Genomic DNA, 18,987 nt, shown 5'->3' on the forward strand with positions numbered 1-18,987 from the left:
GTTCGTTCAACGGAATTACATGACGATAGATTTCATCACGCACGGCGCCGTCGCCATCATCACCTTGAACCGCCCCGAGGCTTATAACGCCCTCGACCTCGCCAGCCTCCGCGGCCTTTCCGATGCCGTTGCTCGTTTCGAATCTGACGGGAATCTCCAAGTTGCCATTATCACCGGTACCGGCAAAGCCTTCTGCGCCGGCGCCGATATCGATGAAACCCTTCCATATATGAAAGAACACGGCACCAAAACCCTGCCCCCGACGATCATGCGCGGCCAGAACTGTTCAAAACCTCTCATCGCCGCTATCAACGGGTTGGCTTTGGGCGGAGGACTGGAACTGGCGTTTGCCTGTGACATTCGAATCGCTGCAGCGTCTGCAAGGCTCGGCTTTCCGGAGATCGGCTTAGGTCTTATCCCGGGTTGGGGTGGCACTCAGCGTCTGGCTAGGCTAGTTGGCCTTGGGCGGGCATCAGAAATGATTCTCACCGGACATGCCATCAATGCCTCGGGAGCTGAACGTATCGGTCTGGTCAACAAGGTCGTCCCGGACAGCGAGTTGATGACCTCCGCGTTCGAAATGGCCCATGCCATCGCCGAAAAATCGCCGGAAGCGGTTAGAATCGCTAAAGAAGCCCTTCGTAAAGGTTTCGACCTACCTCTGAACGAGGCCCTTGACCTCGAAGCAGGTCTCGAAGATGCCGCTCTTCACACTGCCGGTTTTGAAGAAGGAATGCTGGCATACCGCGAAAAACGGCGGGCACACAAAAACAAATCTTAGAATAAAATAGCCATTCGTGGTGAGCTTGTCGAACCATAACGGTGGGTTAGAACAAGGGGGATTTTTCACCAATGTCAATCAAAAAAGTCGGTGTGGTAGGTTTCACCGGCGTCATGGGTGCCGGCATTGTTCAGCTCTGCGCACAGTCCGGTTATGAAGTCGTCGGCTTCAGTCGCAATCCGGAGCGCACCAAAAAAGCCGTCGCCCTTATCGAAAAACACCTTAGCCGACTCGTAGAAAAGGAAAAAATCTCTGCATCCGATAAGGCTGCCGCCCTGGCTCGCATTTCCACCGCTGATAATATGAGCGCTCTTGGCGATTGCGACCTCGTCATCGAGAGCGTCGTCGAGAACATGGACCTCAAAAAGAGCATCTTCGCTGAACTCGATGCCGCCTGCCACCCCGATGCCATCCTGGCCACCAATACCTCATCGCTTTCGATTATCGACCTGGCTATGGCTACCCGCCGCCCCAACCAGGTGCTCGGGCTCCACTTCTTCAACCCCGCACCTTTAATGCCACTGCTTGAAGTGGTGAAAACCATCGCCACTTCCGATGAAACTCTGGCCATAGGTAAAGGTTTCGGCGAGACCCTGAACAAAACGATTATCGTTGCCCGCGATGCGCCCGGCTACATCGTGAATACCCTTCTGATTCCCTATTTACTTAACGCCATCCGCATGCTTGACCGCGGCCAGGCGGCGCGTGAGGATATCGATACGGCGATCAAGTCCGGTTTGAACTACCCGATGGGACCGCTGCAAGTGGCTGACTATATCGGGCTGGACGCGCTCCTCTTTATCGCCAACATCATGTACGAGGAGTCCAAGGAACCGCAGTACGCCGCGCCGCCTCTATTAAAGAAAATGGTCACCGCAGGTTGGCTGGGCCGGAAGTCCGGCAAGGGCTTCTACGAATACCGATAAATAACCAATTCACTACACACAAATTTCAAGGTTTGGATCTTGATTTGGTGTTTGGTTATTGTTTGGTTCTTGTTTCTTGGTTATTGGTTATTTGGCTTTAGCCTAAGCGCCAGGCTAATTCCCAGAATTGGTGCAAAATGTCGGGGTTTTCGGTGCCCAATAGTCGGCTCACTTCACCGTCGACATCATGGCTCAGCCTCAACCGCCACTTGGTCATTTGTCTTGAATTGGGCATGACCAACCCATGTTCCCATCTCTCGAGTTCATCCTCGGAGATTCCTAGGTTCGTCGCGATGTCGCACCGGGTTTGACCGATCTGTTCTCGCAGTTTACCAAGCGACGGGCCGTCTCCATTCCTTATGAGGGAAATCAGCCCGCTGACTTTGCTGAAATCGACTTCTCCTGTGTTCACCTTGGCAGAACTCCTGCGATATACCCGAAAAATTATTGGGTTCATCTTACGCGGGTAATAACAGCCTTGCAACAGGAGGATAATTTCCCCTTCAAAGCAAAAAGGTTTTATACTTGTCACCGCTTATGGGCGAATCGATTATAAACGGTGCCTGGGTTCTGCCGGCACTCCTCGCGCTGGTCGGGCTGGTTGTGGGTGCGTACGGAACGCTTATCGGCGTCGGCGGCGCTCTGGTACTGGTGCCCCTGCTGTTACTCCTGTATCCCCACGCCACCCCCCAAGCGATTACCGCTATCTCTCTCGTCATCGTGCTGGTTAATTCGGTCGGCGGCACGATCGCCTACGCCCGCCAAAAACGCGTCGATTACCGCAACGGACTGATTTTTGCCTTTGGGACGGTGCCGGGAGTCCTGCTCGGCATATGGACCTTGCAGTACGTTTCGAGAAATCTCTTCGCCCTCATCTTCGGAATTGTGATGATCGCGATTTCAGCATTTCTGATAATTCGGGCGGAACCGGCTAACACCGCTAAATCGGTCAACGGGCATTATAGCTGTAACCGGCCGCTTGGATTCACCTTAAGCATGGTAGCAGGTTATCTGGCGGGGTTACTGGGCATAGGCGGCGGCATCATCCATGTCCCGGTGATGGTGTACATCATGTGTTTCCCCACCCACGTCGCCACCGCCACCTCCCATTTTATCCTGATCTTCACCGGCGCCACCGGTACCTTGACCCATTTGGGTCAAGGTACTTTCGGCTCGGACTGGTCGGTCATTATTTGGCTGGCCCTTGGAGTTGTCCTCGGATCGCAGATAGGCGCCCGACTCTCAAAACGCGTTCACGGTAATGTGCTCATCCGTTTGCTTGCGGTAGCTTTGGCTATCACGGGGTTGAGATTGGTGCTAGGATAGTCGAGTTATGTTAAAATTGGTCAGCGCAATGGTTCATCGAGGCTGATCGTATGGTCATGGCACAATCACAAAAACTGCCCCCAAAGCTAAGGATGGAAACCGTCGAGTTCGGCGGCCTGACCTGGTACGACATCGAAAGGCCTTCCGAAACCGAGACGACCTACCTTGCCCAGAATTTCCCCTTCCATCCCCTCGACCTTGACGACGTTCTCTCCAAGCGCCAGCGCCCCAAGATCGACGAATATAAAGACTATCACTTCATGGTGTTCCATTTCCCGGTTTACAATAAGGTCGAAAAACTGCTGACACCTTCCCAGCTTTCCGTTTTTATCGGTTCCAACTACCTGATCACCCTTCACGCGGGCCTGCTTAGGCCCCTGACCAGGCTGTTCCGTGAATGCGAAATGGATGATGAGTGTCGGAAAGAATTCCTTACCCACGGACCCGGCTACCTGCTCTACCGGATCGTCGACCGCCTGGTGGACTACTGCCAGCCCATCGTCAACAAGATCCTGGAGAATATGGACCGGATCGAGGACGAAATTTTCGCAAAACACCGCGCCGGTACGGTCAAGGAAATTTCCGTGCTCCGGCGTGATATCATCACCTTCCGCCGCACGATCTGGCCAATGCGCGCCGTCATTGCCGGCCTGGAGCCCAAGCTCAAGCGTTACATAGACACCGACCTCAATGTCTACTTCGGCGATCTGATCGATCACACCGACAAGATCTGGGATAGTCTCGACGAGTGCAAGGAAGTTATCGAAGCGCTGTCAGCAACGTTCGATTCGATGTCATACAACAACTACAACGCCGGCATCCGCACCCTCACTATCTTCGCCACTATCACCCTGCCGCTGCTGCTCGTCGCCAGCGTTTATGGCATGAATATCCCCTTGCCCGGCCAGAATACAGCGCACCCCATCATCATCGTCCTATTGATAACCCTCGGCGCCACCATATTCACCGGCCTTGTCCTTAAGCGATTGAAAATCATTTAGCCTCCCCGAAAGGAACCTTTTCTTGCGCATTTCTCCGCGTTTAATGGTAATCGCCGCTCTGTTTGTCACTTGCCTTATCGCGGCCAACATTATCGCCGTCAAGCTTATCTCCGTCGGTTCCAATATCGTCTTGCCGGCGGCTATTATCATCTTTCCCTTGAGCTACATCATCGGCGATATCCTGACCGAAGTCTATGGCTTTGCCTGGGCTCGGCGCGTCATCTGGCTCGGCTTCTTATGTAATTTCATCTTCGTTTTCTTTGCCTGGATCGGCGGCTTGCTCCCCGGTGCGTCATTCTGGCAGGGCCAATCAGCATACGAAACAATTTTGGGCTACACCCCTCGCCTTCTGTTGGCTTCCTTCAGCGGATACCTTTTGGGCAGTTTCGCCAACGCCGCGGTCCTGTCCAGGATGAAAATCTGGACAAAGGGACGGTATCTCTGGACGCGGACCATGGGTTCGACCATTGTCGGTGAGGGTCTTGACTCGGCGGCTTTTATCACCGTCGCCTTCATCGGCACTCCCGCTTTCGCCCTGATGCTGATCGTCTATCATTGGGCCGCTAAAACGCTCATCGAAGCCGTGGCGACTCCCGTGACCTATGCCGTGGTCAATTACCTCAAGAGGGTTGAAAAGACCGACTCTTTCGACCGCGGTGTAAACTTTAATCCATTCAAACTGGCGGACGCCAAGCCATGAAAATCAAATTCCTGGGCGCTCACAACTGCGAGACTGCCACTACCGGGATGATGTGCATTTTGGTCGATGACCGGATCGTCGTTGACGCCGGTGCTCTCACCCGTAATATGACGCTCGATGAAATGTTCAAAATAAAGGCTCTCTTCTTGACCCACGGCCATTTGGATCATTTCCGTGATATCGCCACATTGGGCATGAACCTGTTTCTGAACGGGCGGACTCTCGACGTCTACGGTAGCGAGGAAACCCGTGCCGCCATCTCGGAACATATTCTCAACGGCGCCATCTATTCAAAATTTTTCGACAGTCCGCAAAATAACCCAACTCTTAGGTTTAATCTCGTCAAAGCCGGCGAATCTTTTAAAATCGATGATTATGAGGTAATGCCTCTCGCCCTGCCCCACCCCGTACCCGTCCTGGGCTATCAATTGACCGATGCATGGGGTAAAAAGTTCTTCTACACCGGCGACACCGGGACCGGGATGTCGCGCGCCATCGAACAAATTTCGCCGGATTTCATGGCGGTAGATGTCACGGCTTCTTCGCGATACACGGCGTTCTTCTCGGTACGCAACCAGCACCTGACTTCAGAGACATTGGGCGATGAGTTGAAGACTTTCAGGGAACTCAAAGGCTATCTTCCGCCCGTCGCATGTGTCCATATGAGCCCTTTCGGCGAACCGGAGATCGCCATTGAGATCGATGCCCTTTCGGCCTCCTTGTGCAGCCCCGTTTACCTCGCCCGGGAAGGTCTTGTAGTCGAGCTCTAGGTTGTTCCGATGGAATTGCCCCGGTTCATCGTAGATCAAAATGTCGGCAAACTGGCGCGGTGGTTGCGGCTCTTGGGCTACGACGCCGTCTTTTTCACCGGTGAGGATGACACCCGGATGGTCAAGCAGGCGCTCGCCGAAAACCGCATCCTCCTCACCCGCGACACCGCCATCCAGCGCCGGCGGGTGGTCACCTCCGGTAGTCTCAAAGTTATGACCTTCGAGACCGAGGATGCCGAAGTCCAAATGGGGCAACTCCTCGCTCAGTTCCAACTCGTAGGCCTCAGCCACCCTTTCCCCCGGTGTTTGGAGGATAATTCGTTACTTCGCCCGATCGACAAACTAGCTATCGAAAAACGAGTGCCCCGATACACCTTCGAGTCTCAGGAGGAATTCATGGAATGCCCGATGTGTGGGCGCGTTTATTGGCGCGGCACTCACTGGCAAGCCCTCAAACGTCGTCTCGCCGGGTTTCGTAATCAGTAACCTCGATTATTTGGTCATGCGAGTTTGTTTCGGATTTCGATATTCGAATTTCGTATTTGGGTCATTGACCGCCACTATTTCCACTGCTACACTCAATGCCATGAAACTTGTAACTTCCACCGAAATGAATCTCCTCGAAAAACGCGCCGTGGAATCTGGGATAAGCCTTGCGGATTTAATGCGCAACGCCGGCCAGGCCGTGGCGACTGAAATCTGCGGCCTCTTCGATTCCTTCCCCGGAAAAAAGGCGTTGGTCCTCATCGGACCCGGCAATAACGGCGGTGACGGATTGGTGGCTGCAAGGTCGCTCAAGGATGCCGGGGCTATTATCAGTGTCTATCTTCTTTCGCCTCGAGATCCTGAGGACTTCGCATACAAGCAGGTTTTGGAAGCTGATATAAACCCCATTGACGTTCAATCGGATGCCGGTTTTTCAAAACTGCGAAAAATCCTGGACGAGACTGACCTCGTCCTCGACGCAGTTTTCGGTACGGGTCTGTCTCGTCCTGTTACCGGTGCTCCAGCCGCGGCTTTGGCCCTCGTCGCCGAAGTCCGTGAAGAACGCCCCGAGATGATTGTCATTGCCCTTGACCTCCCCTCAGGGCTCAACCCCGATACCGGGGAGGTGGATGATTCAACCCTCGCCGTTGATTACACCATTACTCTAGGCTACGCCAAGCGCGGTTTTTTCCTTTTCCCCGGCGCCGATTACACCAGACAGATCCTGGTTGCCAATATCGGCATCCCGGAGGGCCTGGACGATGACATTCTGTCCGAAGTGATCGATGAACACGATGTTCTGGCCATCTTACCCATCCGTCCTTCCGACGCCCACAAAGGTTCATTCGGCAAAGTCATGGTCGTTGCCGGCTCCGCCGAGTTTATCGGCGCCGCCACCCTTGCTTGTCAGTCCGCCGCGCGCGCCGGCGCCGGTCTGGTGACCCTTGCCGCTAGGCGAAGCCTTCACCACATATTTGCTGCCAAACTGATCGAAACGACTCATCTGCTCCTACCTGAAACGATGCATAATGAGCTTGCCCCTGAAGCCGCGGAGGTTGCGTTATCGAAACTGACCAAATACGACGCCGCCGCCGTTGGTCCCGGTTTGGGCCAGGCACCTGAAACTGTTGAGTTTATACATCGACTGCTGTCGGGCATTTCGGAGAACACAAAATTGGTGCTCGACGCGGACGCTTTGAATGCTCTGTCCTTAACCCCGGATTGGTGGAAAGTTTTCGATCGCCGGGCTGTACTGACCCCTCACACCGGCGAATTTGCCCGCCTCAGCGGTTTGTCAATCGGGGAAATCCTGGCCAACCGGATGGAGGTCTGCCGCAAGAAAGCCGCTTTATGGGGCAAGGTCGTCGTACTTAAAGGTGCTCACACCGTTGTCGGCTCACCAGACGGACGGATCGCCGTCTCGCCCTCAGCCAACCCGGGACTTGCCAGCGGCGGTACCGGCGACGTTTTAACCGGAATCATCGCATCCCTCCTGGCTCAAGGACTGGATGAGTTTGACGCCGCCCGTGCCGGCGTTTACATCCATGCCATGGCCGGAGAGGCCGTCCGCGGCAACATCGGAGATGCCGGCATGATCGCCTCCGATCTCCTGATCCAGATTCCTCGAGCGATAAAATCAATCAAGGAACATGACCATGCTTCTTGTCATTGACATCGGTAACACCTCCATCTCCCTCGGCCTGTACGATGGCGAAAAACTGAAGGTCAGCCTCAGGGTCGCCACCGTCCTTCACCGGATGCCAGACGAGTACGCCTCATTATTGCTCCATCTGCTCGAGATAAATGGCATCGATCGTAAATCGATCGATAAAGTCGCCCTCTGCTCCGTCGTGCCGCCACTCACCGCCACCTTTGAAGACTTATGCCGCAAGTATTTCAACACCGACCCGCTCACCATCGGCGTGGGCACCAAAACCGGGGTCAAGATCCGCATGGACAACCCCCGCGAGGTCGGTGCCGACCGTATCGTCAATTCCGCCGCCGCCTTTCATCTCTACCGTTCAGCTTGCATCGTCGTCGATCTCGGCACCGGTACCACTTTCGACACCGTATCCTCGTCCGGCGATTTTATCGGAGGAGCCATCGCCCCCGGCATCAACATCGCCGCCGAGGCGCTCACATCCCGAACATCGATGCTACCAAGAATCGAACTCCACGCGCCGGAGAAAGCCATCGGCACTTCCACCGTCAAAGCCATGCAGTCGGGCATGGTCTTCGGTTATGTCGGTCTCATCGAAGGCATCGTCGGCAGGATTCAAAAAGAGTTGCCTTCCCCTGCCAAGGTCATCGCCACCGGCGGCTACGCCGAACTCCTGGCTTCTCAAACCAGAGTTTTCGATGTCGTCAGCCCCGATCTCACTCTCTACGGACTCCGCCTGATTTATTACATGAACCGGGCGTGATCCTGTTGGGAATTTTGGATTTTGATATTTGAATTTGCTCAGAAATTGGGATTTAGGATTTAGCATTTTCTGACTGCGGTCTCATCGTTTCATTATTTTTTCGGAAGTATTATAAATTTCCACCAAAGGCGTATAATAATCTGCGAATTTGTGCTCTCTTTGTGAGTCGTTAGCCGAGCGAATGGACACGGTGCGGGTCGGATAATTTCCGCTTAAGGAGCCAGGCATGATCATCATCCTCTCCGGCGCCATAATTTCAATGGTCTGGGGTGTGTGGAGGGTAATGAGAGGTAAAAAATCGACCGAGATGCAGCAAAATCTCGGGCTTGCCGGCATCCTGGTCGGCGCCGTGGTCGCTATCGCCGCTAATTTCACCCGATCCAATGCTGGAGTTATGACGCTGATTGCACTGTTGGCCGCGGCGGCCATGCTGGTTCTCGCCATCCTGTGTGTCAGCGCTATCAGGCGTCCCGAGGGTGGGGCTACTACGGTCGATCTAGCCGCGATCATGATCGGCGTTTTTGCCTTCCTGGTCGGCAGCGTTTTTCACTAGACTGATTGGGCACCTGTATGTTTAAAGATAAAACCATCGTTCTTGGAGTCACCGGTTCCATAGCCGCCTACAAGGCTGCCGAGATCACCTCGAAGCTGGTCCAGGCCGGAGCCGGCGTCGAAGTGGTGCTGACCGATTCGGCCCAGAAGTTCATCACTCCCCTCTCCTTCCGCTCCCTAACCAACCGTCAGCCCGTGACCTCCATGTGGGAACCCGCGAGCGATGTGAATGTAAAGCACGTCTCCCTGGCCAATGCCGCCGATGCTATCCTCATAGCCCCCGCCACCGCCAACATCATCGCCAAGCTTGCCGGCGGGTTTGCTGATGACATGCTGTCATGTACTGTCCTGGCCACCAGGGCTCCGGTGATCGTCGCCCCCGCCATGAACTGCAACATGTGGGACAATCCCGTCACCCAGCAAAATATCAAAACCCTTCAGGACCGAGGCTTTATTCTTGTCGGTCCGGAAACCGGCTACCTTGCCTGTGGCACCGAGGGACGAGGCCGCCTCGCCCCGGTAGATCAGATACTAGCCATCGTGGGTTCAGTTTTGAACAAGAAGAAAGATCTTGCGGGCAAAACCTTCGTCGTCACCACCGGCGGCACCAGGGAACCCCTCGACCCCGTCCGGTTCATCGGCAACCGCTCCTCCGGCAAAATGGGTTACGCCATGGCCGCGGCCGCGCGCGACCGGGGCGCCATGGTCAAGCTCATTTCGACTGTTGAATTGCCGGAGACCGCGGGCATGGAGGTTACGAGGGTGCAGACCGCCGCCGAAATGCTGGCCTCGGTTAAAAACGCGGTCAAAGGGGCTGATGCCCTTATCATGGCCGCCGCCGTCGCTGACTTTAGACCTTCGGCTGTCGCCAACGAGAAGATCAAGAAAACCTCTGCCGCCCTCGATCTCAAGCTGGAACCGACGACGGACATCCTGGCTGAAATTCGTGGCAAATTTGTCCGCATCGGTTTCGCCGCGGAGACCTCCGAACTGATCGACAACGCCGAGCGGAAGCTCGACGCCAAGAACCTGGACATCATCGTCGCCAACGACGTCACCGCCCCCGGCTGCGGCTTTGGATCTGATACCAACAAAGTTACCCTGATCTTCAGAGATGGTCACATGGAAGACTTGCCTCTAATGAGCAAGCGTGAAGTTGCTGACGCCATTCTCGATAAAACGATGCCTCTTCTTGCACCCCGCAGAAGTGGAGAAGTCTCCCCGCCCCGGAGCCAGTGATGGCTCGAAGCATCGAGATCACTCTTCAGCCTGTTTATCTCAAGAACGATTATATCTACATCCCGGCGGCTTCTAGACCATTCTTCCCGCCAGGAAAACCATTTTCGGTTCACCCGATCGCTATTGAATCGCAGACCGGTTCTTTCACCGCGGAACTCCAATTCAATAGCAAGGGCTATATCTGAATCAATAAACTCCGCAAGTTCTTTGCGGCTTACCCGGATTTAAAGCCCGGCGGCATACTTGAAATCACCGAAATCAAACGCGGTGCCCGCTATAGTATTTCTCCCGTTATGTCATCCTAAACTAAGTATTCGTTCGTGGTGAGCCTAGCCTGTCCTGAGCAAAGCCGAAGGAAATCCATGAACGGATACATTTACTAACGCTATAACTTTGCCGGCAACATCGTATGATTAAGTCGAAATCGTCGCCTTCCTCTTCGCCTTATAGCTCAATCCTATAAAATAGAACCCGCCCAGCATCGCCACTACATGGAACACCACCGCGGGTATCTGCGAGGCAAAGGTTGTCGTGTCGTTCGCGGCGACCGCCGCGATAATCGTGATGACTCAGACCACGCCGAGACCGAAACAGACATATCCGAGTGTCTTGAAAAATGCGCTCATTTCATCACTCCCTTATTGTTGCACCGCGTTGACAAACATCCACAATGCCAGTAACGCAAAGGTGCCGTGAATGGCATAACCCGTTACCGAGGTCTTGCTCCAGGGTTTTTCTTTTTGGCGGAACACGCCCGCCATCACCATAATTATTCAAGCGAGTTGGAAAATAAAGGCCACCGATGCCCCAATCCACCATCCCATATGTATTTCGACCTCCTGCTTAAATTACTTTCGATGAGATTATAAGAACCTCTAATTAGGCGCTCAATGGTCTCAATGCGAGATTTTCCCCATACTTTTGACCAGTACATTAATAACCTCTCCTTTGCGCTAACAATCACTCTTCGTAAACGTTATAATCATTAACGACCTCCATCGAAAATTGTTTCCCACTCATGGAACGATTCCACCCTTTCTCGCATCTTATATAGTAGAGAATCATTCAAAAGGGAGCGCTCCTGTTGGATGACCCTGGTCAGGCAGCCCTGGTCCGCCGCTGCCAGGATGGGGATGCGGAAGCCTTCCGCGCCCTCGTCGAGGCATACAAAAATGCGCTCTTCGGCGTAGCCTTCTTGATGACCAGGGATCGGGGCATGGCGGAGGACGCGATTCAGGAGGCATTGGTCCAAATCTGGAAACACCTCCCCTCCCTCCGCGACCCCGCCCGGATCAAATCGTGGATGATGCGAATTGTGGTGAATGAAGTGAACCAGCAGTTGAGAAAGAAACGAGTGCCCTCCCTCCCCATCGAGGCCGCCGATATCCCCTGCGACGACGATCCCGTAGAAAACCGGATCATCTCGGCGGAGCGCCGCCGCAAGATCCAGGAGGCTCTGTCCGGTCTACCACGTGAGCAGCGTGAAGCCATCGTTCTGCGGTTTTACTCTGATCTCTCGGTGCCGGAGATCGCCGCCGCCACTGGCGCCCGTGAAGGCACCATCAAGTCCCGCCTTCATCGGGCTTTGGAAAATCTCAACGAGGCTCTCCAGAACGAAGGTCTGGAGGCCGAGGCATAATATGGCAAAACTCGAACAGGAATTAAGGACCTACTTCCGATGCGAGGCCGAGGCTGCCATCCCCCGGGATGATTGGTGGCAGAAAGCGGCTTCGAAGGCTGTTAGCGAACAACGGAAACCCAAAACAGGTTTGAAAAATTGGGTAGGCAATCTTGCGGAAATCCTTCGTATCAATCCTCAACGACCCGCCTGGGGCATCGTGACCTACCTTCTACTGCTTGTTGTCTATGTCGGATTGAGCGCCGGTCTTACTGATATAGTGTCCAATTTCCCGCCTGGAGGCTCAAGCGCGCCACCAATCACGAGTCAACCACCATCTACGACAATTGGACCGAGTCCAACCGGCACTTTGCCTCCCGTTACCACCCAACCCCCGATTACTATCACGAATACCACCGTTACTCTCACTACTCCAGCCGAGAGCATGAATGCCTTGTATCCATTGATCTTCTTTTTGTTTTTCATTTTCTTTGTCACCACGACGCTCGTGATACTCTCGTGGGCAAGAAGAGCAAGGGATCGAAATGAAGCCATTTGACCTTCGGCGCGGTATCGCCTATTTCGTTGCGCTCGCATCGATGATAGCCGTCATGACTATCACCCCCATCACTATCCATTCTCAAACCGTCAAAACGCAACCACCGATATTCCCATCCAATCCCCCGACATCGTTTGGCATAACATTCGACCAGGCCATCACTATTGCACGAGGGCTGGTCAATCCTCAAATCTATGAAAAAGTTACCCTTACCATTGTCGGGGGAACTGTGCAGCAGGGTTACTTGGAAGTAAGGTTTGAGATACCGTCAGGTGTCACCCGGGATGCTCTAGGGTGGCAGGAAGGTCCATTTGTTGTATTTGAAAACACCGGAACGCTGCCGGAAGGAAACTTCCGGGATTTATACTTCCGGATCGACGGCTCATCCGGTGCCGTTCTGTTCAGGATAGCATCCGACCGCTTGATACCGCCCCCAGGGATCCCCCCTCCAACCAATGAATTTTGGAAGGTTTGGCCACCCATCATAGTTGGCACTGTTATCGCCGTTATCGCTGTTGCGGTTTGGCTGTTGATTAGGCGTAAAGGGAAAGCAGCAAGATGAAGGCAATTGAGGTTGATCTCAAGATCTTAATCCTGATCGCTTTGTTGGCTTTTTCAGCCGCATGTGGCACTAACACCACATCAACAACCTCTTCCCCAACCTCCTCCCCACCCACTACCACTCCCCCGATCTCTGGCACCACAGGAGTTCCGGGAGTCCAGGTCGTAACTGTCGCCTTCGATCCAACTCAGACCCCGAATCCAGGTGGGCCAATTATTATCATTGAACTCAAGAACATCACGGCACAAGCGATAGTTACCCTTGACGTGAAGCTTTATGAACCCATTAATCCCGTTGCGTCTCCATGGACCTTCAACTTTGGTGTCAGCCAGACTGCACTGTTTGATCCGGGAGTCACCATCGGCCACAGAATGAGAATAATCTCAGGTAGCTGGGGTGCCGGAACTCCCTATTTTGTAACCGTCGCGGGTACATTTTCAAGCGGAGTAACCTTCGCGTTTCGTTGGACTCCTCCTGGAGATGGGGATTTTGGTACCGTCACACCTCCACCATAATTAATGCAAGGAACCAAAAATGAAAAAATTGTTCGTTGCCCTTTCGCTGGCGCTGGTTCTAACCGCCGTTATTCCGGTTGCGATCTGCAAAGCCAATTCAGCCCCACCCCCATCAATAATCATAGGAGTATCCGACGCACCTGCTTATTTAACGATGAACATCGGCAGAATAAATGCAGAACGAAAAGACAGGCCTTTCATGACCTATTTCATTCTTGACACGTGGAATTTGAATCTAGATTTGAGCGATGGATTGCATGTGGTTTCACAGGACAAGACTTTCGATGTTCCCATCAATACCGGTAAAACCTTCAATAACTACTTCACGCTTGATTTGGAAAACCAAACCTTGACGTCGGTCCGTTCTTTACCAGGTGTGAAAAGCATCCCATTCCTGATGATCATTCTCACTCTTTTGATCGAGGGCATCGTCTTCTATATTTTCGGTTACCGTCAGAAGCGGTCCTGGCTGATTTTCCTCGGTGTTAATCTTGTTACTCAATTAGCTTTAATCACATGGCTCGGAGGTAGTTCTTCACTTGCAAACATGTACGCCATTTTTGGTTTGATTATAGGGGAAATTGGGGTACTTATTATTGAAATGATCGCCTTTGGTCTCTTGCTCCGAGAGCGAGGGCCATTGCGGAGAATGTCGTATGTTTTCTTGGCCAACATCCTGAGCCTCTTTATCGGCGGTTACATCATTTCGATTTTTGCGATATGAGCACAAAATGATGAATAAGAGACAACCTCGTGGGCTCATGTTATTGGTTTTGGGACTTGTCCTTTTATCATTATCAGCCTGCACAACCCCCACCGTCGCCTATTTCCCCGTCCGGCATGACTCCGGGATTTCCTTGCTTTTGCCCAATTATGGAAAGATCGTTCTTGAAGATGGCTTGTTAAGGTTCAAGGAAAACTTTAGCGACACCTCATATCTGCTCATCTGGCCTCATGGTTTCTCATATCGGGTTTCCGGCAGCCGGGTCGAGGTCCTCGATGCTGAAGGAACAGTTGTCGCCAAAACCGGCCAATACAAGCTGATCGGCGGCGGACCGGCTTCCTCCGTCGAGTATTACACTGGTGAACAACCCCCAGTTCCGGTGCCCGGTCCCTATTGGGCGATGGATAGAACACTCAAGAATCTCTACCCCTGGGACTATGGGTCAGTAAGGGAACTGGCCGTCCTCCTGCTCTTGGTCTTAGCGGTGGTAACGATTATTGTTTGGTTTACCATGCGCCGGAGGAGGAAAATATGAAATTGCCCCTCGGATTAACCCAGAATCCGTTCGTGGTGAGCCTGTCGAACCATGAACGGATCGGTATCACGGTGCTTATCGTATCTGTTCTCCTTATTTCCACCGCCTGCACCTCTCCCCACCCCTCCACCACCCCACCTACTCAGACCACAACCCAATACCCCGCTGACGGAACGGTTTTGCCCATTGAGCCGGTTCAAGGGTCCGGAAATGCTTGGTCGAATGGAATCAAGTTCTCCAACATCAAATTCACCTTTGGTTACCTAAATCAAAAGGTTCTAGCCCCTTCAGGAAGCCACCAATTAGGGGAACCGTGCATTTATTTCACAGGTACCCTGACGAATGAAAGCTCATCTCGAACGTACGTCAACATCTGGACGAGCGGTCTCGAGACATGGGAGAGCGACAATTTGGTTGGCCTGGCGCTTGAAATCATCGATCCCCAATCTAGCGATGAATTCAAAATTCGATTGAGCTATTCTCCCTCTGTTACCACCGTGACTATTAACGCAAATTCTTATCTAACCCACCCGCCTTAGGATATTTTTTTTGGAACGGAACATTTCCCGCATTCCTTGCATCTATTCATAGAGGGAGATGAAACATCAACCCGTACTAAATACTTGCTAAATAACAGCTATGATGCCTTTTATCAAATGCTATAATTCGTCCGAACCTAACAAACAATAACTACGCGCCAGTTTATACTAGTGAGGCTAAAAATGGATTTACCCGCGATTTTCAGGCTGGTAGGCCTTGAATTCAAAAAACTGTTCAAAGGCAAGGCTCTATACATCGTCATTTTCCTCCTGATTGTCTTTGCCGGCATGAGCACCACAGGATGGAAAGATAATTACCAGAACAACGTCAACAGTTTGCGACAGATGATCGGCAATTCGACCCAAAATCTGGAACAGATGGCAAAACTGCCTCCGAATGTGATCAAGCCGCCTGTCGTTATTATCGGCGGTATGGGTAGTTACGAGCCTCCTCAAATCGATTGGGTAAACCATCCCCTTAAAGACGCCGACGGCAACCTGATCCCCGAGAACATGGCGTATTACAAGCAGCTTTACACCACATACTACGAAAACCAGATCGTTGCCTTGACCCAGGAAGGCGGGCAATTCTCCCTCGGCAGACTGATGGGGCAGGGAGCCAGTCAGGTAGGCATGCTGATCCCGATCCTTGCCGTTGCCCTGGCTGTCGGGCTGTTTGCCACCGATTTTCGGGGTGGCTACCGTCTCATGGTCAGCCGGGGTGTCAGGCGCTCCAACGTCATGACCGCCAAGCTGCTGACCGCTCTTACACTGGCCGTTAGCCTGGCGGCGCTTTTCACCGGCGCCCAATTAGTCTTCGGGCTCGTTTCATCCTCCGGTATCGAGGGAGCCGGGCTGTCCGGTGTTTCCTCTTCGACGATTTTGAGCATCTTCGCCATTGCCCTGCTCCTGTTCGTCGCCTACATGGCCCTCGGCGGGGTCATCAGCACCGTCGTGGGAACGCCCAGCGCCGCGATGGCTATCGGGCTGGTGGTCGCCTTCATTTCGGTCAGTTTCTTCTTCAACCTGACCCCGGAAGACCATTTCTTCCTGGCCGGCCTCTCCCCCGTTTCGCTAGGCTACAATTTCAATAGCCTGATGTATTACGTTTGGCGGGACGGCGACGCTTCCACCAGGTACCGCGATGTAGCGCCGTCGGTCGCCTTCGCCCTGACCTATGCCGCCATCTTCGTCACCGCCATCTACGGAATCTTCTCCAATAAACAGTTGAGGGCTTGATATGACCGGAGAATGTATTGTCAAAACCGAAAATCTCACCCGCACCTTCGGCAGCATCACCGCCGTCAAAGACCTGTCCATCGAGATTAACCGGGGCCAGGTATTCGGCTTCCTCGGTCCCAACGGCAGCGGCAAAACGACTACCATTTCGATGATGCTCGGTCTAATTAACCCGACAAAAGGCAACGTCAATCTCTTCGGCACAAAGCTCTGCCCGGATTCCCTGAAGCGCGTCGGCACGGTCATGGACACCAACGGTTTTTATCCCGGTTTTTCCGCGCGGGACAACCTGCTCATCTTCGGCAGCCTCCACAAGCCGGCCGACAGGAAAAAGATCGATGCATCGCTGGAAATGGTCGGGCTGGCCTCGAGAGCCAGGAGCAAGTTCCACACCTACTCCATGGGCATGAAACAGCGCTTGTCGATCGCCCTGGCGCTCCTCGACGACCCCGAGTTCTTCATCTTCGACGAGCCCACCAACGGCATGGACCCGGAAGGCATCGCCGAGATCCGCAGCCTCATCGTCAAGCTGGCCTCCCAGGGCAAAACGGTCTTTTTGGCCAGCCACCTTTTGTCCGAGGTGGAGCAAGTCTGCACCCACCTGGCGATTCTGAAGAAAGGCGTCGTCATCAGGCAGGGATCGCTCACTGAGCTTTTATCTAAAGACAACCGCGGTGAATTGGAGGTCGTACCGTCCGACTTCGACAAAGCCCTTTCAGTCCTCAAAGACGCCGGATATGAAACCCGGATCGAGAAATCGTCGCTCATTGTCAAAGTCCACGAGGGCGATGCTGAAAAGATTTCGGTTCTTCTCGTCACCGGTGGCGTTCCGATAAGGGAAATGCGGTTGAGTAAACCCCGCCTTGAGGACGTCTTCATCGAGGCGACAGGGCAAAACTGATGAAATTCCTTCAAAATCCGCTCAGCCTGTCTTGCCCCGATTGGTCGGGGAGCCTGTCGAAGGCCTGCCCTGGGCGCAGCGAATGAGACGAACATGGAAACCTGAATTGTTCTCCGATCCACGTAAGGGCACGGCGTGCCGTTTTTCTGCGTTTTCAATAGTTCAATAATAGTCGCGCCTATTGTTCTTATCTCAACGCTTCTCATCGGAAATCGAGGGAAAAAATTCTAGCAAAAAGGAGATCGATGTGGTCGTGTGGACTCTACGGATTTTAGGAGTCCTCTTAATTATCTTGCCTTTTGTCGATTCATACATTTCAATTCAAATTCTCCACATGAGGTGAGCAACCTTCTGTGGCCCCCGAGTTACGGGGGTAATGTTAATCATAGGGATCGGGCTTATAATCCATTCTATATTCTTGAAGAAAAAGCCAGCCAACGATCAACCAAAGGATCTCGAAAACCCCCGAGTTCAAAAGTGAGAAAAAGGGCAGTCTCTTGAAACAGACGACACTGGGCTTGTTAATCGTAATCGTGATGCTTGCCATCTCGGTTCTACTTATCTTTGGCATTATCAAGGGGTCAATTGCGCGTGGCATTGAGACCAACAAAAAACGTGAAACGGACCCTAATAATTCACAGAAACAAATTGATAACGTCAATGCCAAGCCCGAAGATAATCGCAACGACAAATCGTTCGGTTATTTTCTGTTAGCGGTTGGCTCGTTGATGATAATTGGCGTCGTAATTTCGGCGTTTGAAAAGATTGAATCATGGCTCATGGGTGCGGTTTTCTGGGGTGCTCTTGGAGTGTCATTTATAGGGGCAGGGTATAATCTAATCAAAGGAAGGCATTCGGGAAGAACGCAACGGTGAAAAAATCCACCAGGGTTTCTTGGCTTGGGTATTCACTTATGGCTGCCTCCAGCCTGATAACTTTGGGCATATTTATTTGGATTCAGATTCCCCTAATATTGGCTTTGTTGCTATCCGGGCTTAGCATACGGGTGTTTTTTGTGGCGCTAAATAATCCCAGGGATGGAAGTCTGGGCGCGGCCATCACGTCCGGGATAATATTAGCGTGGCTGGTCCTGTTCTATTTTATTCCCTGGGATATTGCTCGTTCATTCAAATTAACATTGGTGGGATTATCTGCGATGTACTTCTTGGGTAGTCTTTTGGTTTATTTGTCGACGGGAAAACAGTCTCAAAAGGCTTAGATATCGCCACCAAAATGCGCCGATAGCTGAATTCCCTGAGGTATGGTCCTGCTCTAAATGTTCCTCAAGGCACCAGAAAAACCATATCGCCTTTGCGAACACGCTCTTGAACCTTGACACCTACTGATTGCCCTGCCGAAGCCTCACCTACTTCTTTTCGATCGATCTGTATGGACTCGACTGTCTGCATCAGGTCGGTAGTATGACCTTGAATGTGGATGCGATCTTCTTTCTTAAGGGAGTCGATAAGGTCGATGCCCGCCACCCCGATATGAGAGAAATAGTCACTGACAGTGCCAATCATTACCTCGTCCGACATACTCTCCTCCTCAGCATTCCGTATATATCTTGAAAACAGGTAACTTTTGATCC

25 protein-coding genes are annotated in these 18,987 nt (G+C 52.7%); 22 read left to right on the plus strand and 3 right to left on the minus strand.

The genetic code is table 11. The features are described 5' to 3' along the window. Positions 1 to 19 precede the first annotated feature (19 nt). Both HX448_RS07655 and HX448_RS07660 read left to right on the plus strand, forming a co-directional pair. Positions 20 to 781 carry an enoyl-CoA hydratase/isomerase family protein gene (locus tag HX448_RS07655; protein WP_102331681.1) on the plus strand — a complete coding sequence of 254 codons (762 nt, stop codon included), beginning with the start codon at positions 20 to 22 and terminating at the stop codon, positions 779 to 781. Between the two features lie 77 nt (positions 782 to 858). Next, positions 859 to 1,707, plus strand: a complete 849-nt coding sequence (locus HX448_RS07660; protein ID WP_162486009.1) for a 3-hydroxyacyl-CoA dehydrogenase family protein — start codon at positions 859 to 861, stop codon at positions 1,705 to 1,707. A gap of 97 nt (positions 1,708 to 1,804) precedes the next feature. Here the strand turns inward: HX448_RS07660 and HX448_RS07665 are convergent, their stop codons facing one another. Further along, on the minus strand, positions 1,805 to 2,119 hold the full coding sequence (locus HX448_RS07665) for a helix-turn-helix domain-containing protein (RefSeq protein ID WP_102331683.1): 315 nt from the start codon (positions 2,117 to 2,119) through the stop codon (positions 1,805 to 1,807). A 113-nt stretch (positions 2,120 to 2,232) separates the two neighbouring features. Between HX448_RS07665 and HX448_RS07670 the strand changes: the two genes are divergently transcribed. The 10 genes from HX448_RS07670 (at position 2,233) to HX448_RS07715 (ending at position 10,389) form a co-directional block, all read left to right on the plus strand. Continuing rightward, positions 2,233 to 3,033 (plus strand): sulfite exporter TauE/SafE family protein, encoded by an 801-nt coding sequence (locus tag HX448_RS07670; RefSeq protein ID WP_226846711.1) that lies wholly within the window; start codon positions 2,233 to 2,235, stop codon positions 3,031 to 3,033. A 56-nt stretch (positions 3,034 to 3,089) separates the two neighbouring features. Next, complete coding sequence (locus HX448_RS07675) at positions 3,090 to 4,034, plus strand: magnesium transporter CorA family protein (RefSeq protein ID WP_102331742.1); 945 nt, start codon at positions 3,090 to 3,092, stop codon at positions 4,032 to 4,034. 22 nt (positions 4,035 to 4,056) lie between these two features. Further along, positions 4,057 to 4,734 (plus strand): queuosine precursor transporter, encoded by a 678-nt coding sequence (locus HX448_RS07680; protein WP_102331684.1) that lies wholly within the window; start codon positions 4,057 to 4,059, stop codon positions 4,732 to 4,734. Further along, positions 4,731 to 5,504: an MBL fold metallo-hydrolase gene (locus HX448_RS07685; protein WP_102331685.1), complete on the plus strand. Its 774-nt coding sequence runs from the start codon at positions 4,731 to 4,733 to the stop codon at positions 5,502 to 5,504. The genes HX448_RS07680 and HX448_RS07685 overlap by 4 nt, the downstream gene beginning before the upstream one ends. Before the next feature lie 9 nt (positions 5,505 to 5,513). Continuing rightward, positions 5,514 to 5,990, plus strand: a complete 477-nt coding sequence (locus tag HX448_RS07690; RefSeq protein ID WP_102331686.1) for a Mut7-C RNAse domain-containing protein — start codon at positions 5,514 to 5,516, stop codon at positions 5,988 to 5,990. A gap of 100 nt (positions 5,991 to 6,090) precedes the next feature. Then, a complete protein-coding gene (locus HX448_RS07695; protein ID WP_162486003.1) occupies positions 6,091 to 7,662 on the plus strand; it encodes an NAD(P)H-hydrate dehydratase in 1,572 nt (523 codons plus the stop codon). Then, positions 7,646 to 8,413 (plus strand): type III pantothenate kinase, encoded by a 768-nt coding sequence (locus HX448_RS07700; RefSeq protein ID WP_102331688.1) that lies wholly within the window; start codon positions 7,646 to 7,648, stop codon positions 8,411 to 8,413. Before HX448_RS07695 ends, HX448_RS07700 begins: the two co-directional genes overlap by 17 nt. Positions 8,414 to 8,639: 226 nt before the next feature. Then, positions 8,640 to 8,966 (plus strand): hypothetical protein, encoded by a 327-nt coding sequence (locus HX448_RS07705; protein ID WP_102331689.1) that lies wholly within the window; start codon positions 8,640 to 8,642, stop codon positions 8,964 to 8,966. A 17-nt stretch (positions 8,967 to 8,983) separates the two neighbouring features. Then, positions 8,984 to 10,204, plus strand: a complete 1,221-nt coding sequence (gene coaBC, locus HX448_RS07710; protein ID WP_102331690.1) for a bifunctional phosphopantothenoylcysteine decarboxylase/phosphopantothenate--cysteine ligase CoaBC — start codon at positions 8,984 to 8,986, stop codon at positions 10,202 to 10,204. Beyond that, positions 10,204 to 10,389, plus strand: coding sequence for a hypothetical protein (locus HX448_RS07715; RefSeq protein WP_102331691.1), 186 nt, complete (start codon positions 10,204 to 10,206; stop codon positions 10,387 to 10,389). The genes coaBC and HX448_RS07715 overlap by 1 nt, the downstream gene beginning before the upstream one ends. A gap of 453 nt (positions 10,390 to 10,842) precedes the next feature. On the opposite strand, the gene HX448_RS10605 is transcribed toward HX448_RS07715, so the two are convergent. Further along, positions 10,843 to 10,971 carry a hypothetical protein gene (locus HX448_RS10605; protein WP_264294062.1) on the minus strand — a complete coding sequence of 43 codons (129 nt, stop codon included), beginning with the start codon at positions 10,969 to 10,971 and terminating at the stop codon, positions 10,843 to 10,845. Positions 10,972 to 11,288: 317 nt separating this feature from the next. Here HX448_RS10605 and HX448_RS07720 point away from each other — a divergent pair, with 317 nt between their 5' ends. The 10 genes from HX448_RS07720 to HX448_RS07765 all read left to right on the plus strand — a co-directional run bounded on the left by HX448_RS07720 (position 11,289) and on the right by HX448_RS07765 (position 18,271). Next, positions 11,289 to 11,843, plus strand: a complete 555-nt coding sequence (locus HX448_RS07720) for an RNA polymerase sigma factor (RefSeq protein WP_162486004.1) — start codon at positions 11,289 to 11,291, stop codon at positions 11,841 to 11,843. A 1-nt stretch (position 11,844) separates the two neighbouring features. Beyond that, positions 11,845 to 12,381 carry a hypothetical protein gene (locus tag HX448_RS07725; protein ID WP_102331693.1) on the plus strand — a complete coding sequence of 179 codons (537 nt, stop codon included), beginning with the start codon at positions 11,845 to 11,847 and terminating at the stop codon, positions 12,379 to 12,381. Continuing rightward, positions 12,368 to 12,943 (plus strand): hypothetical protein, encoded by a 576-nt coding sequence (locus HX448_RS07730; protein ID WP_102331694.1) that lies wholly within the window; start codon positions 12,368 to 12,370, stop codon positions 12,941 to 12,943. The genes HX448_RS07725 and HX448_RS07730 overlap by 14 nt, the downstream gene beginning before the upstream one ends. After that, positions 12,940 to 13,458, plus strand: a complete 519-nt coding sequence (locus HX448_RS07735; protein WP_102331695.1) for a hypothetical protein — start codon at positions 12,940 to 12,942, stop codon at positions 13,456 to 13,458. The genes HX448_RS07730 and HX448_RS07735 overlap by 4 nt, the downstream gene beginning before the upstream one ends. 19 nt (positions 13,459 to 13,477) lie before the next feature. Continuing rightward, positions 13,478 to 14,182, plus strand: a complete 705-nt coding sequence (locus HX448_RS07740; RefSeq protein WP_102331696.1) for a hypothetical protein — start codon at positions 13,478 to 13,480, stop codon at positions 14,180 to 14,182. A 7-nt stretch (positions 14,183 to 14,189) separates the two neighbouring features. After that, on the plus strand, positions 14,190 to 14,717 hold the full coding sequence (locus HX448_RS07745) for a hypothetical protein (RefSeq protein ID WP_162486005.1): 528 nt from the start codon (positions 14,190 to 14,192) through the stop codon (positions 14,715 to 14,717). After that, positions 14,714 to 15,256, plus strand: a complete 543-nt coding sequence (locus HX448_RS07750) for a hypothetical protein (protein ID WP_102331698.1) — start codon at positions 14,714 to 14,716, stop codon at positions 15,254 to 15,256. Before HX448_RS07745 ends, HX448_RS07750 begins: the two co-directional genes overlap by 4 nt. Before the next feature lie 183 nt (positions 15,257 to 15,439). Then, positions 15,440 to 16,495 (plus strand): ABC transporter permease subunit, encoded by a 1,056-nt coding sequence (locus HX448_RS07755; RefSeq protein ID WP_102331699.1) that lies wholly within the window; start codon positions 15,440 to 15,442, stop codon positions 16,493 to 16,495. Between the two features lies 1 nt (position 16,496). Continuing rightward, entirely contained in the window at positions 16,497 to 17,396 is a 900-nt protein-coding gene (locus tag HX448_RS07760; protein WP_102331700.1) for an ABC transporter ATP-binding protein, read from the plus strand. 497 nt (positions 17,397 to 17,893) lie between these two features. Continuing rightward, positions 17,894 to 18,271, plus strand: a complete 378-nt coding sequence (locus tag HX448_RS07765) for a hypothetical protein (RefSeq protein WP_102331701.1) — start codon at positions 17,894 to 17,896, stop codon at positions 18,269 to 18,271. A gap of 408 nt (positions 18,272 to 18,679) precedes the next feature. Here the strand turns inward: HX448_RS07765 and HX448_RS07770 are convergent, their stop codons facing one another. Next, positions 18,680 to 18,934, minus strand: coding sequence for a translation elongation factor-like protein (locus HX448_RS07770; protein WP_102331703.1), 255 nt, complete (start codon positions 18,932 to 18,934; stop codon positions 18,680 to 18,682). Between the last annotated feature and the right edge of the window lie 53 nt (positions 18,935 to 18,987).

It is taken from the genome of Dehalogenimonas etheniformans (assembly GCF_014672715.2).
Lineage (GTDB): Bacteria > Chloroflexota > Dehalococcoidia > Dehalococcoidales > Dehalococcoidaceae > Dehalogenimonas > Dehalogenimonas etheniformans.

What these genes read in the sequence shown, in the direction of transcription:
- HX448_RS07655 (WP_102331681.1), top strand. Translation starts at nt 20, where the DNA reads ATGACGATAGATTTCATCACGCACGGCGCCGTCGCCATCATCACCTTG.
- HX448_RS07675 (WP_102331742.1), top strand. Translation starts at nt 3,090, where the DNA reads ATGGCACAATCACAAAAACTGCCCCCAAAGCTAAGGATGGAAACCGTC.
- HX448_RS07685 (WP_102331685.1), top strand. Translation starts at nt 4,731, where the DNA reads ATGAAAATCAAATTCCTGGGCGCTCACAACTGCGAGACTGCCACTACC.
- HX448_RS07690 (WP_102331686.1), top strand. Translation starts at nt 5,514, where the DNA reads ATGGAATTGCCCCGGTTCATCGTAGATCAAAATGTCGGCAAACTGGCG.
- HX448_RS07695 (WP_162486003.1), top strand. Translation starts at nt 6,091, where the DNA reads ATGAAACTTGTAACTTCCACCGAAATGAATCTCCTCGAAAAACGCGCC.
- HX448_RS07700 (WP_102331688.1), top strand. Translation starts at nt 7,646, where the DNA reads ATGCTTCTTGTCATTGACATCGGTAACACCTCCATCTCCCTCGGCCTG.
- HX448_RS07705 (WP_102331689.1), top strand. Translation starts at nt 8,640, where the DNA reads ATGATCATCATCCTCTCCGGCGCCATAATTTCAATGGTCTGGGGTGTG.
- coaBC (WP_102331690.1), top strand. Translation starts at nt 8,984, where the DNA reads ATGTTTAAAGATAAAACCATCGTTCTTGGAGTCACCGGTTCCATAGCC.
- HX448_RS07715 (WP_102331691.1), top strand. Translation starts at nt 10,204, where the DNA reads ATGGCTCGAAGCATCGAGATCACTCTTCAGCCTGTTTATCTCAAGAAC.
- HX448_RS10605 (WP_264294062.1), bottom strand. Translation starts at nt 10,971, where the DNA reads ATGGTGATGGCGGGCGTGTTCCGCCAAAAAGAAAAACCCTGGAGCAAG.
- HX448_RS07725 (WP_102331693.1), top strand. Translation starts at nt 11,845, where the DNA reads ATGGCAAAACTCGAACAGGAATTAAGGACCTACTTCCGATGCGAGGCC.
- HX448_RS07730 (WP_102331694.1), top strand. Translation starts at nt 12,368, where the DNA reads ATGAAGCCATTTGACCTTCGGCGCGGTATCGCCTATTTCGTTGCGCTC.
- HX448_RS07735 (WP_102331695.1), top strand. Translation starts at nt 12,940, where the DNA reads ATGAAGGCAATTGAGGTTGATCTCAAGATCTTAATCCTGATCGCTTTG.
- HX448_RS07740 (WP_102331696.1), top strand. Translation starts at nt 13,478, where the DNA reads ATGAAAAAATTGTTCGTTGCCCTTTCGCTGGCGCTGGTTCTAACCGCC.
- HX448_RS07745 (WP_162486005.1), top strand. Translation starts at nt 14,190, where the DNA reads ATGATGAATAAGAGACAACCTCGTGGGCTCATGTTATTGGTTTTGGGA.
- HX448_RS07750 (WP_102331698.1), top strand. Translation starts at nt 14,714, where the DNA reads ATGAAATTGCCCCTCGGATTAACCCAGAATCCGTTCGTGGTGAGCCTG.
- HX448_RS07755 (WP_102331699.1), top strand. Translation starts at nt 15,440, where the DNA reads ATGGATTTACCCGCGATTTTCAGGCTGGTAGGCCTTGAATTCAAAAAA.
- HX448_RS07760 (WP_102331700.1), top strand. Translation starts at nt 16,497, where the DNA reads ATGACCGGAGAATGTATTGTCAAAACCGAAAATCTCACCCGCACCTTC.
- HX448_RS07770 (WP_102331703.1), bottom strand. Translation starts at nt 18,934, where the DNA reads ATGTCGGACGAGGTAATGATTGGCACTGTCAGTGACTATTTCTCTCAT.